This window comes from Sphingomonas sp. BL-S-25 (assembly GCF_055521555.1).
This window is the reverse complement of sequence record NZ_CM145486.1, coordinates 1107892-1125416: the sequence shown is the minus strand read 5'-3', so window position 1 is coordinate 1125416 and position 17525 is coordinate 1107892. Positions and strand designations below refer to the sequence as shown.

Annotated in this window: 11 protein-coding genes, 1 pseudogene and 1 other annotated feature; of the genes and pseudogenes, 8 read left to right on the top strand and 4 right to left on the bottom strand. The window is 64.5% G+C overall.

Translation table 11 applies throughout. The annotated features are described in order from the left end of the window. Positions 1-119: 119 nt before the first annotated feature. Positions 120-302 (bottom strand): hypothetical protein, encoded by a 183-nt coding sequence (locus ACZ1H8_RS05630; protein WP_465180375.1) that lies wholly within the window; start codon positions 300-302, stop codon positions 120-122. Between ACZ1H8_RS05630 and ACZ1H8_RS05625 the strand changes: the two genes are divergently transcribed. Together ACZ1H8_RS05625 and ACZ1H8_RS05620 are read left to right on the top strand one after the other, a co-directional pair. Further along, the gene (locus ACZ1H8_RS05625; RefSeq protein WP_465180374.1) at positions 301-3129 is read left to right on the top strand and encodes a TonB-dependent receptor; all 2829 of its coding nucleotides are present in this window, start codon (positions 301-303) and stop codon (positions 3127-3129) included. The genes ACZ1H8_RS05630 and ACZ1H8_RS05625 overlap by 2 nt on opposite strands. A 25-nt stretch (positions 3130-3154) precedes the next feature. After that, positions 3155-4579: a purple acid phosphatase family protein gene (locus ACZ1H8_RS05620; RefSeq protein WP_465180373.1), complete on the top strand. Its 1425-nt coding sequence runs from the start codon at positions 3155-3157 to the stop codon at positions 4577-4579. 13 nt (positions 4580-4592) lie between these two features. Here the strand turns inward: ACZ1H8_RS05620 and ACZ1H8_RS05615 are convergent, their stop codons facing one another. After that, a complete protein-coding gene (locus ACZ1H8_RS05615; RefSeq protein WP_465180372.1) occupies positions 4593-6089 on the bottom strand; it encodes a SulP family inorganic anion transporter in 1497 nt (498 codons plus the stop codon). Between the two features lie 56 nt (positions 6090-6145). After that, positions 6146-6201, bottom strand: a sequence feature (sul1 is cis-regulatory element that is thought to sense ions involved in sulfur or methionine metabolism; They are found in Alphaproteobacteria). Positions 6202-6313: 112 nt separating this feature from the next. On the opposite strand from ACZ1H8_RS05615, the gene ACZ1H8_RS05610 reads away from it, so the two are divergent. The 3 genes from ACZ1H8_RS05610 to ACZ1H8_RS05600 all read left to right on the top strand — a co-directional run bounded on the left by ACZ1H8_RS05610 (position 6314) and on the right by ACZ1H8_RS05600 (position 11189). Next, positions 6314-6868 (top strand): pseudouridine synthase, encoded by a 555-nt coding sequence (locus ACZ1H8_RS05610; protein WP_465180371.1) that lies wholly within the window; start codon positions 6314-6316, stop codon positions 6866-6868. A gap of 119 nt (positions 6869-6987) precedes the next feature. Continuing rightward, positions 6988-7818 (top strand): 23S rRNA (adenine(2030)-N(6))-methyltransferase RlmJ, encoded by an 831-nt coding sequence (locus tag ACZ1H8_RS05605; protein WP_465180370.1) that lies wholly within the window; start codon positions 6988-6990, stop codon positions 7816-7818. A gap of 344 nt (positions 7819-8162) precedes the next feature. After that, a complete protein-coding gene (locus ACZ1H8_RS05600; RefSeq protein WP_465180369.1) occupies positions 8163-11189 on the top strand; it encodes a TonB-dependent receptor plug domain-containing protein in 3027 nt (1008 codons plus the stop codon). A 140-nt stretch (positions 11190-11329) separates the two neighbouring features. On the opposite strand, the pseudogene ACZ1H8_RS05595 reads toward ACZ1H8_RS05600, so the two are convergent. Further along, positions 11330-11533, bottom strand: a pseudogene (locus ACZ1H8_RS05595) (GTP-binding protein); the annotation flags it as partial. Positions 11534-12335: 802 nt separating this feature from the next. On the opposite strand from ACZ1H8_RS05595, the gene ACZ1H8_RS05590 reads away from it, so the two are divergent. Both ACZ1H8_RS05590 and ACZ1H8_RS05585 read left to right on the top strand, forming a co-directional pair. Then, positions 12336-13670: an AAA family ATPase gene (locus ACZ1H8_RS05590; RefSeq protein ID WP_465180368.1), complete on the top strand. Its 1335-nt coding sequence runs from the start codon at positions 12336-12338 to the stop codon at positions 13668-13670. Next, entirely contained in the window at positions 13667-14323 is a 657-nt protein-coding gene (locus ACZ1H8_RS05585) for a hypothetical protein (protein ID WP_465180367.1), read from the top strand. Before ACZ1H8_RS05590 ends, ACZ1H8_RS05585 begins: the two co-directional genes overlap by 4 nt. Before the next feature lie 306 nt (positions 14324-14629). On the opposite strand, the gene ACZ1H8_RS05580 is transcribed toward ACZ1H8_RS05585, so the two are convergent. After that, positions 14630-15532 (bottom strand): OmpA family protein, encoded by a 903-nt coding sequence (locus ACZ1H8_RS05580; RefSeq protein WP_465180366.1) that lies wholly within the window; start codon positions 15530-15532, stop codon positions 14630-14632. Between the two features lie 377 nt (positions 15533-15909). On the opposite strand from ACZ1H8_RS05580, the gene ACZ1H8_RS05575 reads away from it, so the two are divergent. Then, complete coding sequence (locus ACZ1H8_RS05575) at positions 15910-17520, top strand: glycoside hydrolase family 43 protein (protein WP_465180365.1); 1611 nt, start codon at positions 15910-15912, stop codon at positions 17518-17520. The last annotated feature ends 5 nt before the right edge of the window (positions 17521-17525 follow it).

Genomic DNA, 17525 nt, shown 5'->3' with positions numbered 1-17525 from the left:
AGTAACAATTTTCTCGCGCGGCGCGTCGAAATTATCGGCGCCGTATCAATCACTTGGGACGGTGTCAGAAAACCACCGTCCTACTTTCATGGCTTAGACGCGCGATCGTAACACGGACGTCACGCGATGCCGCCAACCGGCCGGCCAGCGAGGCGGCACATCATCTGTGTCGCCTGGAAGGGGACATCGACAGCACGCCGTTCAGCCGCAACTCGCGGGTGATGGCGGCTGTCCGAAGAGATCCCTGCCAGAGCGCGGCCATCCGGCTCGCGCACCAGATTGACGAAAAGGGAACTCTCCATGTCGAACTCTCGTCGGATCCAGGCCGGACTGCTCGCCGGTGCCGCCCTGCTGTTCACGCCCGCAATGGCCTTTGCCAGCGACGTCGTCGGCACCGTGACCGACGGCACGGGCACCCGCACGCTTCAGGGCGCCGAGGTCCGCATCGTCGAACTGGGCCGCGTGGTCGAGGCCGAGCGCGACGGCGGGTTCCGCTTCGGCGATGTCCCCGCGGGCATCTATACGGTCGTCGCGCGCTATGTCGGCACCGAGCCGAGCACCAGCACGGTCACCGTTCCCGAGAGCGGCAATGTCCGCATCGATCTGGTGCTGGGCGGCGATGACCAGATCATCGTCGTCGGCCAGGCCGCGACCCTGTCGAGCAGCCTGTCGCGCCAGCGCGCCGCTGACGGCGTCGAGAGCGTCCTGACGCGCGACTCTATCGGCCAGTTCCCCGACCAGAATGTCGCCGAATCGATGCGCCGCCTGCCCGGCGTGAACATCCTCAACGATCAGGGGGAGGGTCGCTTCGTCTCGGTCCGCGGTCTCGATCCCGAGCTCAACTCGGCCTCGATCAACGGCGCGCGCCTGCCGGCGCCGGAAAGCGATGTCCGCTCGGTCGCGCTCGACGTAATCCCCGCCGAACTGATCGAATCGATCGAGGTCAAGAAGTCGCTGACCCCGGACATGGACGGCGACACGCTCGGCGCTTCGATCGAGATCAACACGGTCAGCGCGTTCGATCGCAAGAAGGATCTGTTCTCGGTCAAGCTCGAGGGCAGCTATAACGACTATGCCGACGCGCTGACGCCCAAGGCGTCGTTCGATTTCTCGACCAAGCTCAGCGACAATTTCGGCATCGCCGGCGGCATCAGCTATTACAAGCGCAAGTTCGAGACCGACAATATCGAGGCCAGCGACTGGGACAAGGCCGGCGACATCGTCTTCGCCCGCCAGCTTCAGTATCGCGACTATGATGTCGAGCGCGAGCGGATCGGCGCGTCGCTGAACCTCGACTGGCGCCCCAGCGACACGACCAAGCTCTATGCGCGCGGCCTGTACAGCATCTTCTCCGACCAGGAATATCGCGCCGACCTCACCTTCGTGATGAACGAATCGCGGATCAACCCGGTCTCGGGCACCGCGACCTCGGCCAATTTCCTCAGCAACAATCGCGGCCTCAACCCGCCCGCCGGCACCGATGGCGCGCGGATCGAGATCCGCCGTCGCATGAAGGACCGGTTCGAGCGTCAGCGCATCGGCTCGCTCGTCGTCGGCGGCGAGACCGAGACCGGCCCGTGGAAGCTCACCTATTCGGCCTCTTATTCGCGCGCGAGCGAGAAGGAGGATGGCTCGGTCGATCCGACGCGCTTCCAGGCGCGCTTCAACGGCTCGGGCGCGAACCAGGTCGGCGTGAACTTCGACTATTCGGACATCCGCCGCCCGCTCTTCAGCCTCACCGGTAACACCGCGCTGGTCAACAACGCGGCCAGCTACGCTTTCAACGAGCTCGAATATACCGATCTGTCGGATTCGCAGGACGAGGAATGGGCGGTCCGCGCCGATCTCGCCCGCGAATTCGCGCTCGCCAACGGCACCTTCACCGTCCAGGGCGGCATCAAGTCGCGCTGGCGCGACAAGTCCTACAACCTCGATGCGCTGGTCTATGACGGCTATACCGGCACTGGCGGCTATACCCTCGCCAATGTGCTCGGCACGCCGACCTATCGCATCGCGGACCTCGGCCCGGTGCCCAGCCACACGGCGCCCACCGACTTCTACAACAGCAACAAGAGCGGCTTCACCCTCAACGAGGATGACACCACGATCAACTCGGCCTCGTCCGACTATGCGATCACCGAGGACGTTCTGGCCGGCTATCTCCTCGGCCGCTACGATACCGACACGCTGCGCATCGTTGGCGGCGTGCGCATGGAGCGGACCTATAACGACATCCGCGCTTCCTCGGTGAACGAGGACACGCTGGACGTCATCCCGAACCGTGCGACCCGCAGCTACACCGACTGGCTGCCCAGCCTGACCTTCCGCTACGAACCGGTGCGCAACGTCGTGCTGCGCCTGGCGGGCTACAAGAATCTCGTCCGTCCCAAGCTGTCGAACCTGGCGCCGCGCGTGCTGGTCAACGAGGATGCGGAGGCCGAATTCGGCAACCCGAACCTGCGGCCCTATCGCGCATGGAATGCGGACGCCTCGGCCGAATGGTATTTCGCCAATGGCTCGGCGCTGACCGCCGGCCTGTTCTGGAAGTCGATCGACGGCTTCATCGTCAACGTGACCGAGACCGGCGCGGGCGAGATCCTCGGCATCGACTATATCCAGGCGACCACCTTCCGCAACGGCGAGACCGCGAAGGTCAAGGGCCTCGAACTGTCCTATGCCCAGCGCTTCACCTTCCTGCCGGCGCCGCTGGACGGCCTGCTGCTCAGCGCCAACTACACGCTCACCGATGCCACCGGCACGGTGTTCGCGGGCGACGACCTGACCGATCCGCGCCGCATCTCGCTGCCCGCGACGTCGCGCAACACGTTCAACGTCGTGCTTGGCTATGAAAAGGGCCGCGTCTCGGTCCGCGCCGCCGGCACCTACCGCGACAAATATCTCGACGAGCTGGGCGGCTCGGCCGACCAGGACCGCTATGTCGACCAGCATTTCCAGCTCGACCTGTCGGCCAAGTACCGGGTGGCGAAGGGCGTCCGCCTGTTCGCCGATTGGGTGAACGTGACCGACGCGCCCTATTTCGCCTATCAGAACTTCGAGGGTCGCAAGCGCGTGCTCCAGTATGAAAAGTACAGCTGGACCGCGAAGTTCGGCGTCAGCGCCAGCTTCTGATCCTGCCTCACCTGAAAGCATGTCGATGAAGAACCGGACCCGCCGCCTCTCGCTCGCTCTGGCCCTGGCCGTAGCCGCCCCATTGGGCGTGCTGCCGGCCGGCGCCCAGGAAGCGGCGGGTCCGATCCCGCGCTCGGCGGGTCAGCCCTATGCGCCGCGCAACCTGCCCGACCGCATCGTCCTGACCCCAGGTGCGGACCCCAGCCGCGAGATGGCCGTGGCCTATCGTACCGACATGGCGCAGGCGGCCAGCGAGGCGCAGATCGCCGTCGCCGTCGACGGCCCGACGCTCGAGGAGAAGGCCGAGGGTCGCACCGGCTCCAGCCGCACGATCGACAGCGCCAACGGCGCCGCCCGCTACCACCAGGTCCGCTTCACCGGCCTGACCCCCGACACCGTCTATACCTACCGGCTGAAGGGCAGCGCAGGCTGGACCGAATGGCTCCAGTTCCGCACCGCCGCGGCCGAGGCGCGCCCGTTCCGCTTTCTCTATCTTGGCGACATCCAGAACGGCATCCTGACCTATGCCAGCCGCGTGATCCGCCAGGCCTTCCACGCCAACGGCAATATCGAGCTGGTGCTCCACGCCGGCGACCTCGCGGCCCAGCGCGACGATCTCGATCATGACGACGAATGGGGCGAATGGAACCAGGCGGGCGGCTATAACTGGTCGATCGTTCCCCAGGTGCCGGCGACCGGCAACCATGAATATGTCGATGTGACGCTGCCGAACGGCGCGGAAAGCCGCAAGCTCGGCCCCTATTGGCCGCTCCAGTTCGCACTGCCCGCCAGCGGCACCGATCCGGTCAAGGCGACGACCTATTTCGTCGATTATCAGGGCGTGCGCTTCATCGTGCTCGACGGCACCGCCGCGATCGATCTCGGCGCGATGGACGCCCAGACCAGGTGGCTCGACGCGACGCTCGCCTCCAGCACCGCGAAATGGAACATCGTCCTGTTCCACCAGCCCGTCTTCACCTGCGCCCGCCCCCGCGACACCGCCGAGATCAAGTCGGCGTGGAAGCCGATCTTCGACGCGCGCAAGGTCGACCTGGTGCTCCAGGGCCACGACCATTGCTACAGCCGCCTGACCTCGGAAGGCGGCCGCGCGGTCAGCGCGAAGGCGCGCGCCGACGGCGCCGTCCAGGGTCCGGTCTATCTCGTCTCGGTCACCGGATCGAAGATGTACGGCCTCAACGACCGCGCCCGCACCCAGCCGGATCGCACCGCCGAGGCGACCGAGCTCTACCAGGTCGTCGATGTCGACGGCGCCAGCCTGCGCTTCCGCACCTTCACCGCCTCGGGCAAGCTCTATGACGGCTTCGACCTCCAGCGCGGCGCCGACGGCAACAACCGGCTGAAGGAAATTGCCGAGCCGAAGATCGCCGAACGCTTCTGCACCGGCGCAGTCGGCCCCGACGGCGGCAAGTGCGTGGCGCGCGGGAAATAGGCGCCGCCGCGCCTCAGTGCGGCACCACGCCCAGCTCCACGCCGGTCTTGTCGTGCAGCGCAAAGCGATCGACGATGTCGGCGCTGGCGCGGTTATATCCGACGACCTCGACCATGCGCCCGTCGCGGCGCAGCCGGGCGACGATCTTGTCGAGCGCACCGACGCCCGAAATGTCCCAGAAATGCGCGCCGCTCACGTCGATGCGCACCTGGCGCGCGCGATCCTCGCTCTGAAAGGCGCGGGTGAACCGGTCGACCGAGGCGAAGAAGATCTCGCCCGTCACCCGGTAGGTCGCGCTCGCGCCATCCTCCGACGTCTCGCGCTCGACCGCGAACATCCGCTGCACCTTGCCGGCAAAGAAGATACCCGACAGCAGCACGCCGGCCAGCACGCCAAGCGACAGGTCACGCGTCGCCACCACGACCACCACCGTCGTGACCATCACCACCGACGATGTCGGCGGATGGCGGCGCAGATTGGCGACCGAGTTCCAGCTGAACGTGCCGATCGACACCATGATCATCACCGCGACCAGCGCCGGCATCGGCACACGTCCGACCCACGGGCCCAGCACCGCCAGCAGGAACAGCAGGAATGCGCCCGCGACGAAGGTCGACAGCCGCCCGCGCCCGCCCGAGGTCACGTTGATCACCGACTGGCCGATCATCGCGCACCCGCCCATGCCGCCGAACAGCGCCGCGACGATGTTCGCGCCGCCCTGGCCCGCGCATTCGCGCCGCTTGTCGCTGTCGCTGTCGGTCATGTCATCGACGATCTGCGCGGTCAGCAGCGATTCCAGCAGCCCGACCGCCGCCATGGTCAGCGAATAGGGCAGGATGATCCGCAGCGTCTCCAGCGTCAGCGGCACCTGCGGCAGCGCCACGCTCGGCAGGCCCTGGGGCAGCTTGCCCATGTCGCCCACCGTCGTCACCGACAGCCCCAGTGCAATGCTGATCGCGCTGAGGGTCAGGATCGCGACAAGCGGGGAGGGGACGGCACGCGTCAGCCGCGGAAAGCCATAGATGATCGCAAGCCCGCCGGCGACCATCGCATAGGTTTCCCACCCCTGATCGATCAGCTGCGGCAGCTGCGCCATGAAGATGAGGATCGCCAGCGCGTTGACGAAGCCGGTGATCACCGACCGGGAAACGAACTGCATCACCAGATCGAGCCGCGCCAGCCCAGCGAGCATCTGGATCAGGCCCATCAGGACCGTCGCCGCGAACAGATATTCGACGCCGTGATCGCGCACCAGCGGCCCCACCAGCACCGCGACCGCGGCGGTGGCGGCGGAAATCATGCCGGGCCGCCCCCCGATCAGCGCGATCGTGATCGCGATCGCAACCGAGGCGTAGAGGCCGACGCGCGGATCGACCCCGGCGATGATGGAGAAACCGATCGCCTCCGGGATCAGCGCGAGCGCGACGACGATGCCGGCAAGAACGTCACGGCGGGCGGCGGCAGCGTCAGTGAACCACTGACGGCGATAGGTTGAACGATCTGGGGTCATTGAAAATCCACAACAGGGCACGGGCGCCGCGGGGGCGCAGGAGGATCGGTGCGTGTTGTTGTCCGGCGGATCGGCGGCCGGAATAGCCACCCGGAATTTCACCGGGTCCTTGCGAATGCCGGCGCCTTACGCCGCGCAAGCCGTCGAGGCAATATCGCGCGCGGCGTGTCGGCTGCGACCGCGGCGATCTGGCTCTCTGACTCGCCGAACGATATGAGCCCGGCATGGCCCGGCTGCTCCTATTCAACAAACCCTTCGGCGTCCTGTCGCAATTCACCGACCGCGGATCGCCGACGACCCGCGCGACCCTTTCGGATTTCATCGCGGTGAAGGGCGTGTATCCCGCCGGCCGGCTCGATCGCGACAGCGAGGGGCTGCTGCTGCTGTGCGACGACGGGCGGCTCCAGGCGCGCATTGCCGATCCGCGCTTCAAACTGCCCAAGACCTATCTCGTCCAGGTCGAAGGCGATCCGCAGGCGCCCGAACTGGAGCGCCTGCGCCAGGGCGTCCGGCTCAACGACGGCATGACGCTCCCGGCCGAGGTCGAGCGGATCGACGCGCCCGACCTGTGGCCGCGCGATCCGCCGATCCGCCAGCGCAAGCTCATTCCTGACGCCTGGCTGAAACTCACCATCCGCGAAGGGCGCAACCGGCAGGTGCGCCGGATGACCGCGGCGGTCGGCTTGCCGACGCTCAGGCTGGTCCGCTGGTCGATCGGCGACTGGTCCGTCGCGGGAATCGCGCCGGGCCAGTTCGAGCAGCGCGCTCACTCGGTCTAGCCAGTCTGGCGGGATTAGCGAACAGGCCGCAGCTGCTGCCGGTTGCAGCCCGGCGCGAAAGCTGATTTGAGGCATCGCTCACAGCGGCCTCGACCCCTTCCGCCCGTTTCTGGATCCCGATGAACTATCGCCATTCCTTCCATGCCGGCAACAGCGCCGATGTCGTGAAGCACAGCCTGCTGATCGCCCTTGTCCGCGCCTTGCAGCAGAAGGAGGGCGCGCTGACTCTGATCGACACCCATGCCGGCTGCGGGCTCTACGACCTTGGCGGCGATCAGGCGCAGCGTACCGGCGAAGCCGAACAGGGCGTGCTGCGCGCCTTTGCCGACGCGAACCCCCTGCTGGACGCGTATCGCGCCGCCGTCCGCGCGGTGAATGCCGGCGCGGAGCCGCATCTCTATCCCGGCTCGCCCCAGGTTTTGGCCCAGCTCCTGCGCCCGCAGGACCTGCTGATCCTCAACGAAAAACACCCCGAGGACGCCCATGCCCTGCGCCGCGCGATGCGCGGCACGCCCGCTGCCGTGCATGAGCGCGATGCGTACGAGCTCTGGCTGGCGCTGCTCCCGACCCGCACGCCACGCGGGGTGGTGGTGGTCGACCCGCCCTACGAACAGACCGACGAGCGCGCCCGCATCACCGCCACCCTCGCCGCGGCGCACCGCAAATGGGCGCACGGCGTGACCGTGATCTGGTATCCGCTGAAGGACCGCGCGACGCACGAGCGGTGGAAGGGCCAGTTGCGTCAGCTCGGCATTCCGAAATTCCTGTCGGTGGAGCATTGGCTGTACGACGCCGACCAGCCCGGCATCTATAACGGCGCGGGCCTGTTCATCGTCAACCCGCCCTACGCCTTCACCCAGTCGCTGCCGCCCTTGCTGGAAGCACTGCGCGCCGCGCTGGCGCCTGAGGGGCACCGGGGGGAGATGACGGCGGGTTGGCTGGACGGTTAGGGATCAGCCGGGTCCCGGATCTGGTGGTTAAGGCCGCTAGCGGTCAGTCCGCTTCGCGGACGCAATCATCGACAGCCGTCCACCGCGAGCTTTCCTCGCTGAAGCGTGGCTAACGCCTACACCATTGCTCATACATCGTCCCTCAGCGCCGCAGCGCGATCGAACCCGCTGACCCGAACTGTGTTGCATATATGCGGCACGTCGCAACAATTCGATAGAGTCCAGCAACATATTGTTACACGGCGGCTTTACAGTCACCGCGCCCGATTGCATCGCCGTTGCAGTTCGAGATGGGGCGGTGCAGGTCGAACATGATCGGCGCCCCGCAATCAGGGGTGCTTATCATGAAAACAGGTTCACTGGCCGCAATGCTGCGTAGCACTGCAGCAACGTCCGCGCTCGTATTGGGCGGTATCGCGCTATGGGCCACGCCCGCCATGGCTCAGACCGCGCAGCAGGCGCCGTCGGAAGAGCAGCCGGTTGCCGATGATGGCACCGAAATCGTGGTCACCGGGTCACTTTTGAGCCGGGCCGACACGTCCACCCCATCGCCGGTCACTGTCATCAGTTCCGAAACGCTCGATCGCGCCGGCGTCACGAACATGGCCGATGCCGTCCGCCAGGCGTCGGCCGATGGCGCGGGATCGATTGGCATCGGCTTCACCAGCGGGTTCTCGGCGGGTGGCTCGGCGGTATCGCTGCGCAATCTTGGCGTTTCCTCGACTCTCGTGCTGGTTGATGGGCTGCGCTCGGCGAACTTCCCGCTCAGCGACGATGGCCACAACTCCTATGTCGATCTTGCCAGCATCCCGCAGGTTAATGTCGAGCGAGTCGAGGTCCTCAAGGATGGCGCGTCATCGCTTTATGGCGCCGATGCGATCGGCGGTGTGGTCAACATCATCACGCGCAGGCAGTTCGTCGGCATCGAAGGCGGGGTCGAGGCCGGCGTTTCGGAAAAGGGCGACGGGCAGAAATATCGTGCGCGCCTGCTTGCCGGCTTTGGCGACTATGACAGCCGCGGCTGGAACATCTATGTCGGCGGCGAATATGAACAGGGCGGCCGGGTCACGGCGGATTCGCGTGGCTTCCCGTTCAACACGCTGGATCTGCGCGCGATCGGCGGTGTCGACAGCAACCGTGCAGATGATACGCTGGGCACCGCGACGCCCGATGCGGTCGTCACGCGCGTGACCCAGACCGACCTCAACAATCCTCTGGCGGGCAGCGTGGCGAACGCTACGACGCCGGCGATCTTCAACTCGCTGACGCCGCTCGCAAACTGCCGGTTCGGGACCTATTCCGAGAATACATCTTCTCGTGTCGGCACCGCCTGCGCGCACGATCTGACCCGCGAATATGTGCAGATCCTGCCGAAGCAGGAACGCTATGCCGCCGTCGCTCGCCTCAGCTTCCGCGTCAGCGACGCGGTCGAAGGCTATATTGCGGGGAGCTATTCGAACAACAAGGTCGACATCACCCTGCTGCCGCGCGCCGTCCGGCAGAACCAGGCCTTCGGCGGCTCGCCCGCCACGTCGACGACGAACCCCGGCATCGTCCTGCCCGTGTGGATCTGCCCGTCGGGCGTGAACTGCGCAAATCCGGCGACCCCGGGTCGCACGCTGAACCCGAACAATCCCTATGCAGCGGCCTTCGCCAACAACCCGGCAGCGGGTGCGGCGCGTCTCTACTATTCTTTTGGCGACGTGAAGGCGGGATCCGAACGCACCAACGAGCTGTATCGCGTCACGGGCGGCCTGCGCGGCACGATTGGCGATAGCTGGCGGTGGAATATCGAGGCCGGCTATTCGCGCGACGATCTGGAACTGATCCAGACCGGCTTCGCCAACCTGAACGGCCTGGTGCGGGCGATCAACACCGGCTCGTACAATTTCGTCGACCCCAGCCAGAATTCGCAGGCCGTTCGCGATTCCGTGCTGCCGCCGATCACGTCCTTCTCCAACTCGCAGGAGACCACGGTCGACGCGTCGCTCAGCCGGGGCCTGTTCATGCTGCCGGGTGGCGAAATGCAGGTCGCAGTCGGCGCCCAGTACCGTAAGGAAAAGCTGACCAACCGCAGCGCCAATCCGAATCTCGACGTCCCGGGACTTTCGACCGCGCAGGCCTATGGCAATCGTGATGTCTGGGCCGGTTATTTCGAGATCAGCGCGCCGATCCTCGACACGCTCGAGGTCAACGCCTCGGGCCGCTACGACGACTATTCCGAAGGCTTCGGCCGTTTCTCGCCGAAGATCGGTGCGAAATTCTCGCCGATCGAGCAACTCTCGCTGCGTGGCACCTTCTCGAAGGGCTTCCGCGCCCCGACATTTGCGGAGAGCAACCCGCTCAGTTCCTACTCCGGCTTTGTCGGTTTCAACCCGAGCACGTCGCCCGATGCCGTCGCATTCCGGCAGGCGCATGCTGCCAATGCGGCCTACACCGCCAACTACTCGCTTGGTCGTGGCTATGTCGGCAATCCCGACATCAAGCCGGAGAAGTCGCGCAGCTTCACGGTGGGTGCGGTCTTCGAGCCAAGCCGCAACGTCAGCTTCACCGTCGATTATTTTGACGTCAAGAAGACCGACCTGATTGTCACCGGACCGCAGACCGGCGAAGCGATCCGCGCCTATTATTCGGTGGCGGGCCAGACCTTCTCCTCGGCATCGGCGGCAGCCGCGGCCGGTTGTGCGCAGGTGGCGGCGATCCAGGGCTATTCGTGCAACGTCGTCGACGGTGCCGACCCGTTCGCACTGAACGCGCTGCCGCGTCTGCTCGTGGTCAACGCGCCTTACGTCAACGCGAATTACGACGTGACGACGGGCCTGCAATTCGGGGCCAACGGGCGCTTCAACATCAGCGAAAATGTGCGGTTCGAGACCCGTCTCGACCTGCAGGCGACACTGAAGTTTAACCGCTACCTCGATGACGGCAAGGTGCAGCGCTTCACCGGCACGGTCGGACCGGCGGATCTCTCGTCGGGCGGCGGCACGCCGAAATGGCGCGGCAACTGGCAGAACACGCTGATTATCGGACCGGCGTCGCTGACCGCGACGACCTATTATGTGGGAAGCATGAAGGGCGTCGCGACCGACCAGGGCAACTTGGACACCTCGTGCGCCGCGACGATCTACAAGGACGCCGCCGGCGGCAACTCGTTCTGCAAGATCAACCGGTTCGTCTACACCGACCTGAACGTGACGTTCGATGTCAACGACCAGTTCAGCTTCTTCATGTTCGTCGGCAACGTCACCAACTCGCGAGCCCCGCTCTACGCGAACACGCTCTACACGACGCAGCCGAACTATCTGGCCTCGTGGCACCTGCCGGGCCTGATCGGCCGGACCTTCCGCGCGGGCGCGAACTTCAAGTTCTGATCCATCGGACAGCGCAAACGACTAAGGGCAGCCCACCCGCTGCCCTTTTTCGTTCGACAAGCGCAGTTACGCGCGTCGGTCACGAAACGATCGGCCGTCATCGAACGAACGGCGGATTGTGGAAGACCTTGCTGGGTATCGCGCCACGTGCAGGATGTCGCCGCGGCCGAGATGGTGATCCCGTGCAGCTTCTCCAGCGCATGGCTGTCGGTGGTGGCGGTCCCGCTATGGACGTCGCCAGCCTTGCGGATGCGGCCGGTGTTCAGCAGCATCCGTTCGGTCAGCGTGGTCTTGCCGGCATCGACATGCGCCATGATGCCGATGTTGCGCAGGGTAAGGGTCATGGTCTTTCTCGCAGATAAGATGGGCGTGACCATGAGCAGGTGAAACGGACGCGCGGCATCGCCCCGCATTCGACAGTCGAATGCGAGAGATGGGCAGCCGAACGCAGGGCCATCAAAGACCTCGCGCCGCTTTCACGGGCTCATGATGTCAGAAATCCGGCACTCTGGTGCCGGATGTTCAAGAGGGAGGCGCGCCCACGCGCCTCTACGGCAACGTCAGCGGCACTCCCGGTGCTGGCTATCGTCCGTCATGTCTCAACCTCTTCTTGCCCGCGACGTGCGAGCGGTCGCGCCTGTAGTTGAGGCGCGGTGATCCTGTCAATGCAAGTGGTGGCGCGCGAGTCGGGTCGGGAGAAGCTGATCCGGAACGCTTCTCGTCACGGCTTCGAAGGCCGGTGCCGGCCAACCTACCGGCTTCATGCCCCGTTAAGCGGGTTCGCCCCGGGTGCCCTTTATCCGAGGGGTCCAGACTGTGGCGATAGGCAGCTTCTTTGTCGTAAGCAGACTGATACTTATTGGATGGTGTACCGTTCCGAGCGGCCGCTCACTCAAATTATCCGGGGAGCCGCCAAGATCCGATTTTCCTGACTTCTGCGGCAGCCTGAGTGTGTTCCAAAAGATTTTTTAGTAATCCTCATCGCAGGCTTGTACCCCCGGTTCAGGCCGTCAAAAGAAAACCTTTTTATACCAATGACATACGGCGGATTTTTTCGAATTGGGGCGCGGGTTTGTATGCCTGCGGTGATTGCGGTGGAAGAGCTCCCGCATTGCGTTGTAAGAGCCTCAATCGTACCACTGTCGAATGATCACAAGGCTGGAAATAAGCGGCTTCAAGACCTTTGAAGATTTCGAAGTTGATCTTCAACCTTTCGCCGCGCTCGTGGGACCGAATGCGAGCGGAAAATCCAATCTGTTTGACGCGTTGCGCTTTGTGTCCCTGTTGGCAAAGTACGACATCCGACATGCAATGCAGGGTCTAAGGGGTGAGCCGGAGGAATTGTTTCGGCGAACGCCTGAAGGTGCGGCAGATAGAATGATCTTCGCCGTGGAGGTGCTCGTTCCCCGGAGGGGGTCAGATGCGTTCGGCACCGAGTACGACGTTCCCGCCCAAAGACTGCGTTACGAGCTTGAACTAGGCATCCTCATGGGCCGCGACGGAATGCCTAGGCGGGTCCAGGTGGTTCGAGAGTTATGTAGGCCGATACCGAAGAGCGAGGACAAAGCTCGGGCCTTTCTGAAGTCAATCAAGATCAACTACACTCGAGTTTCCCCTTTCATAAGAATGAATCAGGAAAAGGATGCAATCGAGGTCAGGCAGGACGGGCGGCAGAAGCACGGTCGGCCTGTCACGCTATCATTGAAAGAGGCTTCCCGCACCGCTCTTTCGACGATCACTACGGCTGAGTTTCCGCACCTTTATGCGGTGCGTGAAGCACTCTCCAATATCAGCTTCCTGGAAATTAATCCGCAAGCTGCGAGGTTGGATAACGACAGATTTGAGGAGCCTCGCCTCAAGCCAGACGCTTCAAACTTGGCGGCAGTTCTCGCACGCCTGAAAGAGGAAACAGGTAGTAAAAACCGGCCCGATGGCGCATTGGCGGACATTGCAGCTGATTTGGCATCGCTGATCCCCTCAGTGTCGCGACTGGAAAGCCTCAGCGATGTCGCGCAGCGTCAGTATGCATATAACATCTGCTTCACTGACGATTTGTCGTTCAGTTCTCGCGTTATCTCCGATGGGACGCTTCGCTTGCTGGCGTTGCTAACCCTTCTCAATGATCCCGATCGGCAAGGGACTCTTTGCTTCGAAGAGCCAGAAAATGGCGTCCACGAGGGGCGTATACCGGCGCTTGTCCAGTTTTTGCGTCAATCTGCGGTTGTTTCAGATGACCCTGAAATTCCATCTTTTCAAGTATTGATAGCTACCCATTCACCCAAGGTCATGGCCTGCCTGAAGGATCATGAAATCGTCGCGGCTGACGTTGTTTCGATCGTCGGGCCTAAAACAAAGAAGCGAACTGTTCGAACGCGGATGCGGACAGGCGTTCAACCGCTGGCAGATCTTTACGATCCCGAGCGTCATTTGGTGCGCGCGGAGATTGAAACGCTCCTGCAACGCTCTGTCGATGCAGCATGACTTACCTCAGCTGGGCGGCCATGCACGAGGGGCCAACTGATCAAGCTTACTTTGACATCGTCATTCCCCTTCTGATGGAAGACCTTGTACGCTCCAGGGGGGTTCGCAATGTCACCGTACCTCTCGCTTCAGCGATTGATCTTGGAAAGTCCGGTAGAGCGGTGGCTGACGTCGCGGAGGAACTGTGCCGGGAGCGAGACGCGTTCCACATCGCCTTCATACACGCTGATACCGGCGGCCGGGCTCTGGAAGCCAATATGGGACATCGATCTGAAGCGTACCGGCAGGCAGCTTTTGAGTTGTGCGGGTTTCCTCTTGAGCGTTGCGTGATCATCGCTCCGCGTCATGAGACGGAGGCATGGATGCTTGCTGACCGGGAAGCAGTCGGCGGGGCATTGGGATACCACGGTGACTTGGGCGCGCTGGGTCTGCCTGCAGATGCGCGCGAGGCTGAGCGACTTGTTGATCCGAAAGCTACCCTCAACCGGGCCATTAGTGAGGTGCGGGGGAGGAGGTCGCCGCCAAACGTGCATCAAATAATTCCCGCCATCGCTCAGCGGCAAAGGCTGGACAGGTTAAGAGCGTCCGCATCCTTTCGGCAATTCGAAGAAGAACTCTCGCGCGCGATGATCGGACTCGGCTGCATCCAGTAGGGCCCGCATTCGTGCTTAAAGGGAGCAGGGCCAAAAGCGCCGGCTTCTCTAAGCGTTGGATCGCGGCGTGGCCCGGATGGGAGCACTCCGCGTGCTCGTCAGAGGTCGGGCCCCTTCCCACCCGTCATAGTTTTAAATGCGGCACGAGTGAACATCAGGCTTTATGGCTCGCCGAAGCGGTTCCGAATGACCAAAACTTGGGCGGTAAGTAGCGGGACAACTGGCTATTTGCCAGCAGGAGGATCCCGCTCCAAACTCAACCGCAAAAAACCAGGGGGCGGGCACATACCCGCCCCCCGGCGTCTCTTACATCCCGTCCACGGCCTTGCTGACCATGATGTTCACCGCGACGCGGCGGTTCTGGGCCTTGCCCTCGGGGGTGCTGTTGTCCGCGGCCGGGTCGGCTTCGGCCATGCCGGTCGGGGTCAGCATGCGGTACGGCTTCCACCCGCACTGCTGCTGGATATAGTTGACCACCTTCGCCGCGCGCTTCTCGCTCAGCGCCTGGTTCAGGTCCTCGCCGCCGGTGGAGTCGGTATAGCCGACGACCAGCAGCAGCGCGTTGTCGATGCCCTCGGCCTGGTGCGCGGCGGTGCACAGGTCGGCCTTGGCCTGTTCGGACAGCGTGGCCTTGCCCACGTCGAAGTTCACATTGGTCGTGCCCTTGACGTTATACTGGTCGATATTCGCCACGCGTCCGCGCAGCGCCTCGGTCGCCGCGGTCTGTTCGGAGAAGCCCTGCTCGGTGCCGGTGCGGATCATCGACGCGGTGCGCAGGTCCTTGTTCTTCAGCTCGATCTGGCTGGCCACCAGCCCGTCGGCCCATTGCACCGTCTTGATGCTGACCGGCAGGCCGTTGAGCAGCTGGTTCGACGCCAGCTTGTTGCTGCTCAGACCCAGAAAGCCGCCCTTCGACTTGATCCGGGTCGCCTCGCTCAGGAACACCGCGGTGCGGGTGCCGTCGGCGGTCGTCACCTGAATCTTGCCGTCCTTGCGCGCGGAGATCATGCCTTCCACCTCGGGGCCGGAGGGCATGCCGGTCAGGTCGGCCGGCGGCGTGCCGTTGACGATGATCGAGGGATCGGCCTCGGCCGCGGCGGGGGCCGCCTGGTCCTGCGGCATCTCCTGCGCCTGCGCCATCGCCGCCACCGGGGCGGTCATCATGGCAAGCATCAACAGGGTCTTCGGACTATTGGATTTGAAACGCATTGCGTTGCTCCTTACGCATAAACACCAGTCCTCATGGGATCGCAGCAAGCCGTCCGGTCGACGTCGCGGAGCCGCCGTATCCGGCCGGCGAGAAGCCCCTCCATCATCACCAGGATGTCCAACCGTCGCTGCGCCTCACCAAAAGGAGTGCCTTGGGTGTTCAGCCCAAGCTTTCGCGCACATGAACGATCGCCCCGAAAGGGGTGATTCCGCCTACGATACGAGCGGAACTTGCGGTGATCCGAAGTTCGCAACCTGTGTGGATCACGTAGGAATCGGCGGATGAACCCACGCTGATCGCCGCTGCTGGACCCGCTGGCGCAATGCGTCCGGACCTGCTTTGATAGCGCTAACGTAAAGGCCGGGGGAGTGATGTCATGGGGCAGGGCAGGGCGGGATTCGCGTGCAGGATCGGGGCGCTCGCGCTCGCCGCAACCCTCGCGGCGCCCGCTGCGGCACAGGTCTGGCGCTCGGACCAGGGCGATGGCACCTATCGCAACCCGGTGCTGTTCGCCGACTATCCCGATCCCGACATCATCCGCGTCGGCGAGGATTTCTACTTCGTCTCGACCACCTTCGTGAACGCGCCGGGAATCGCCATCCTCCATTCGCGCGACCTGGTGAACTGGCGGCTGCTCACCAACGTCCAACCGCACCTCGACGGCGATCCGCGCTACGACCTGAAGGATGGCGGCGAGTATCGCCACGGCTTCTACGCCGCCAGCCTGCGCCACCATCGCGGCCAGTTCTTCCTGGCGATCACGCCGGTGGGGCAGAAGACCCGGCTCTACCGCGCCCCCGCAATCACCGGCCCCTGGACCTATAGCGTGCTCGACCGCGAGGCGTTCGATCCCGGCCTGTTCTTCGACGATGATGGCACCGGCTATATCGCCACTGCGGAGGGGTCGAACGGCACGATCACGCTGCTGACGCTGACCGACGACTACACCGCAGTGAAGTCCGCCCGCACCATATATTATGTCGAGGGAGCCGAGGGGTCGCACCTGCTGAGGCGCGGCGGCTATTATTATCTGTTCAACGCGGTGCCCCGCCGCCTGTCGATGACGATCTCGCGCGCGCGCAGCCTGACCGGCCCGTGGGAGACGCGCCCCTCGATCAGCACCCGCGACCGCACCGGCGGGCATCAGGGTGCGCTGGTCGATCTCGCCGACGGCAGCTGGTTCGGCTTCGTCATGGTCGATGCCGGCGCGATCGGACGGATGACCAATATCAGCCCGGTCTACTGGGTCGATGACTGGCCGATCTGGGGCACCCCCGACGCCCCCGGCCGCGTGCCCGATCGCGCGGCCAAGCCGATCCCCGGCCACGCCTTCGCCGAACCCGCCAGCTCGGACGATTTCTCATCGGCCACGCTCGGCCTGCAATGGCGCTGGAACCACAATCCCGACGATGCGCGCTGGTCGCTGAAGGCGCGTCCCGGCTGGCTGCGCCTCCGCGCCACCCGCGCCGACAACATCTGGCTCGCCCGCAACACGCTGACGCAAAAGGCTCAGGGGCCCGCCTCGCGCGCAGTCGTCCGGCTCGACCTGGCGGGCATCCGCCCCGGCGACGTCTGCGGCTTCGGCACCTTCGGCAAGATCAGCGCCCAGCTCTCGGTCCTGGGCCAGCCCGGCGGTGGCCGTGCGCTGACGATGCGCGTGACCGACTCGACCACCGAGGGTCCGAAGGTCACCGTGCGCGAGGCTGCGCTCCCGATCCGCGGCACCCGCCTGTGGCTGCGCACCGACACCGACTTCACCACCAGCCTCGGCCGCGTCGCCTACAGCCTCGACGGCACGCGCTGGACCGAAGTCGGCGGGGACTTCCCGCTGATGTTCGACTGGCGCACCGGCACCTTCCAGGGCGTCCAGCTTGCCCTGTCCTGCTACAATCCCGGCGCTGAGGGCGGCCGGCTCGATATCGACAGCTTCACGCTTGCGCCGCTTCCGCCCGCCGATCCGTCGAAAATCCCCGGCCGCGCGCAGTGAGTCCG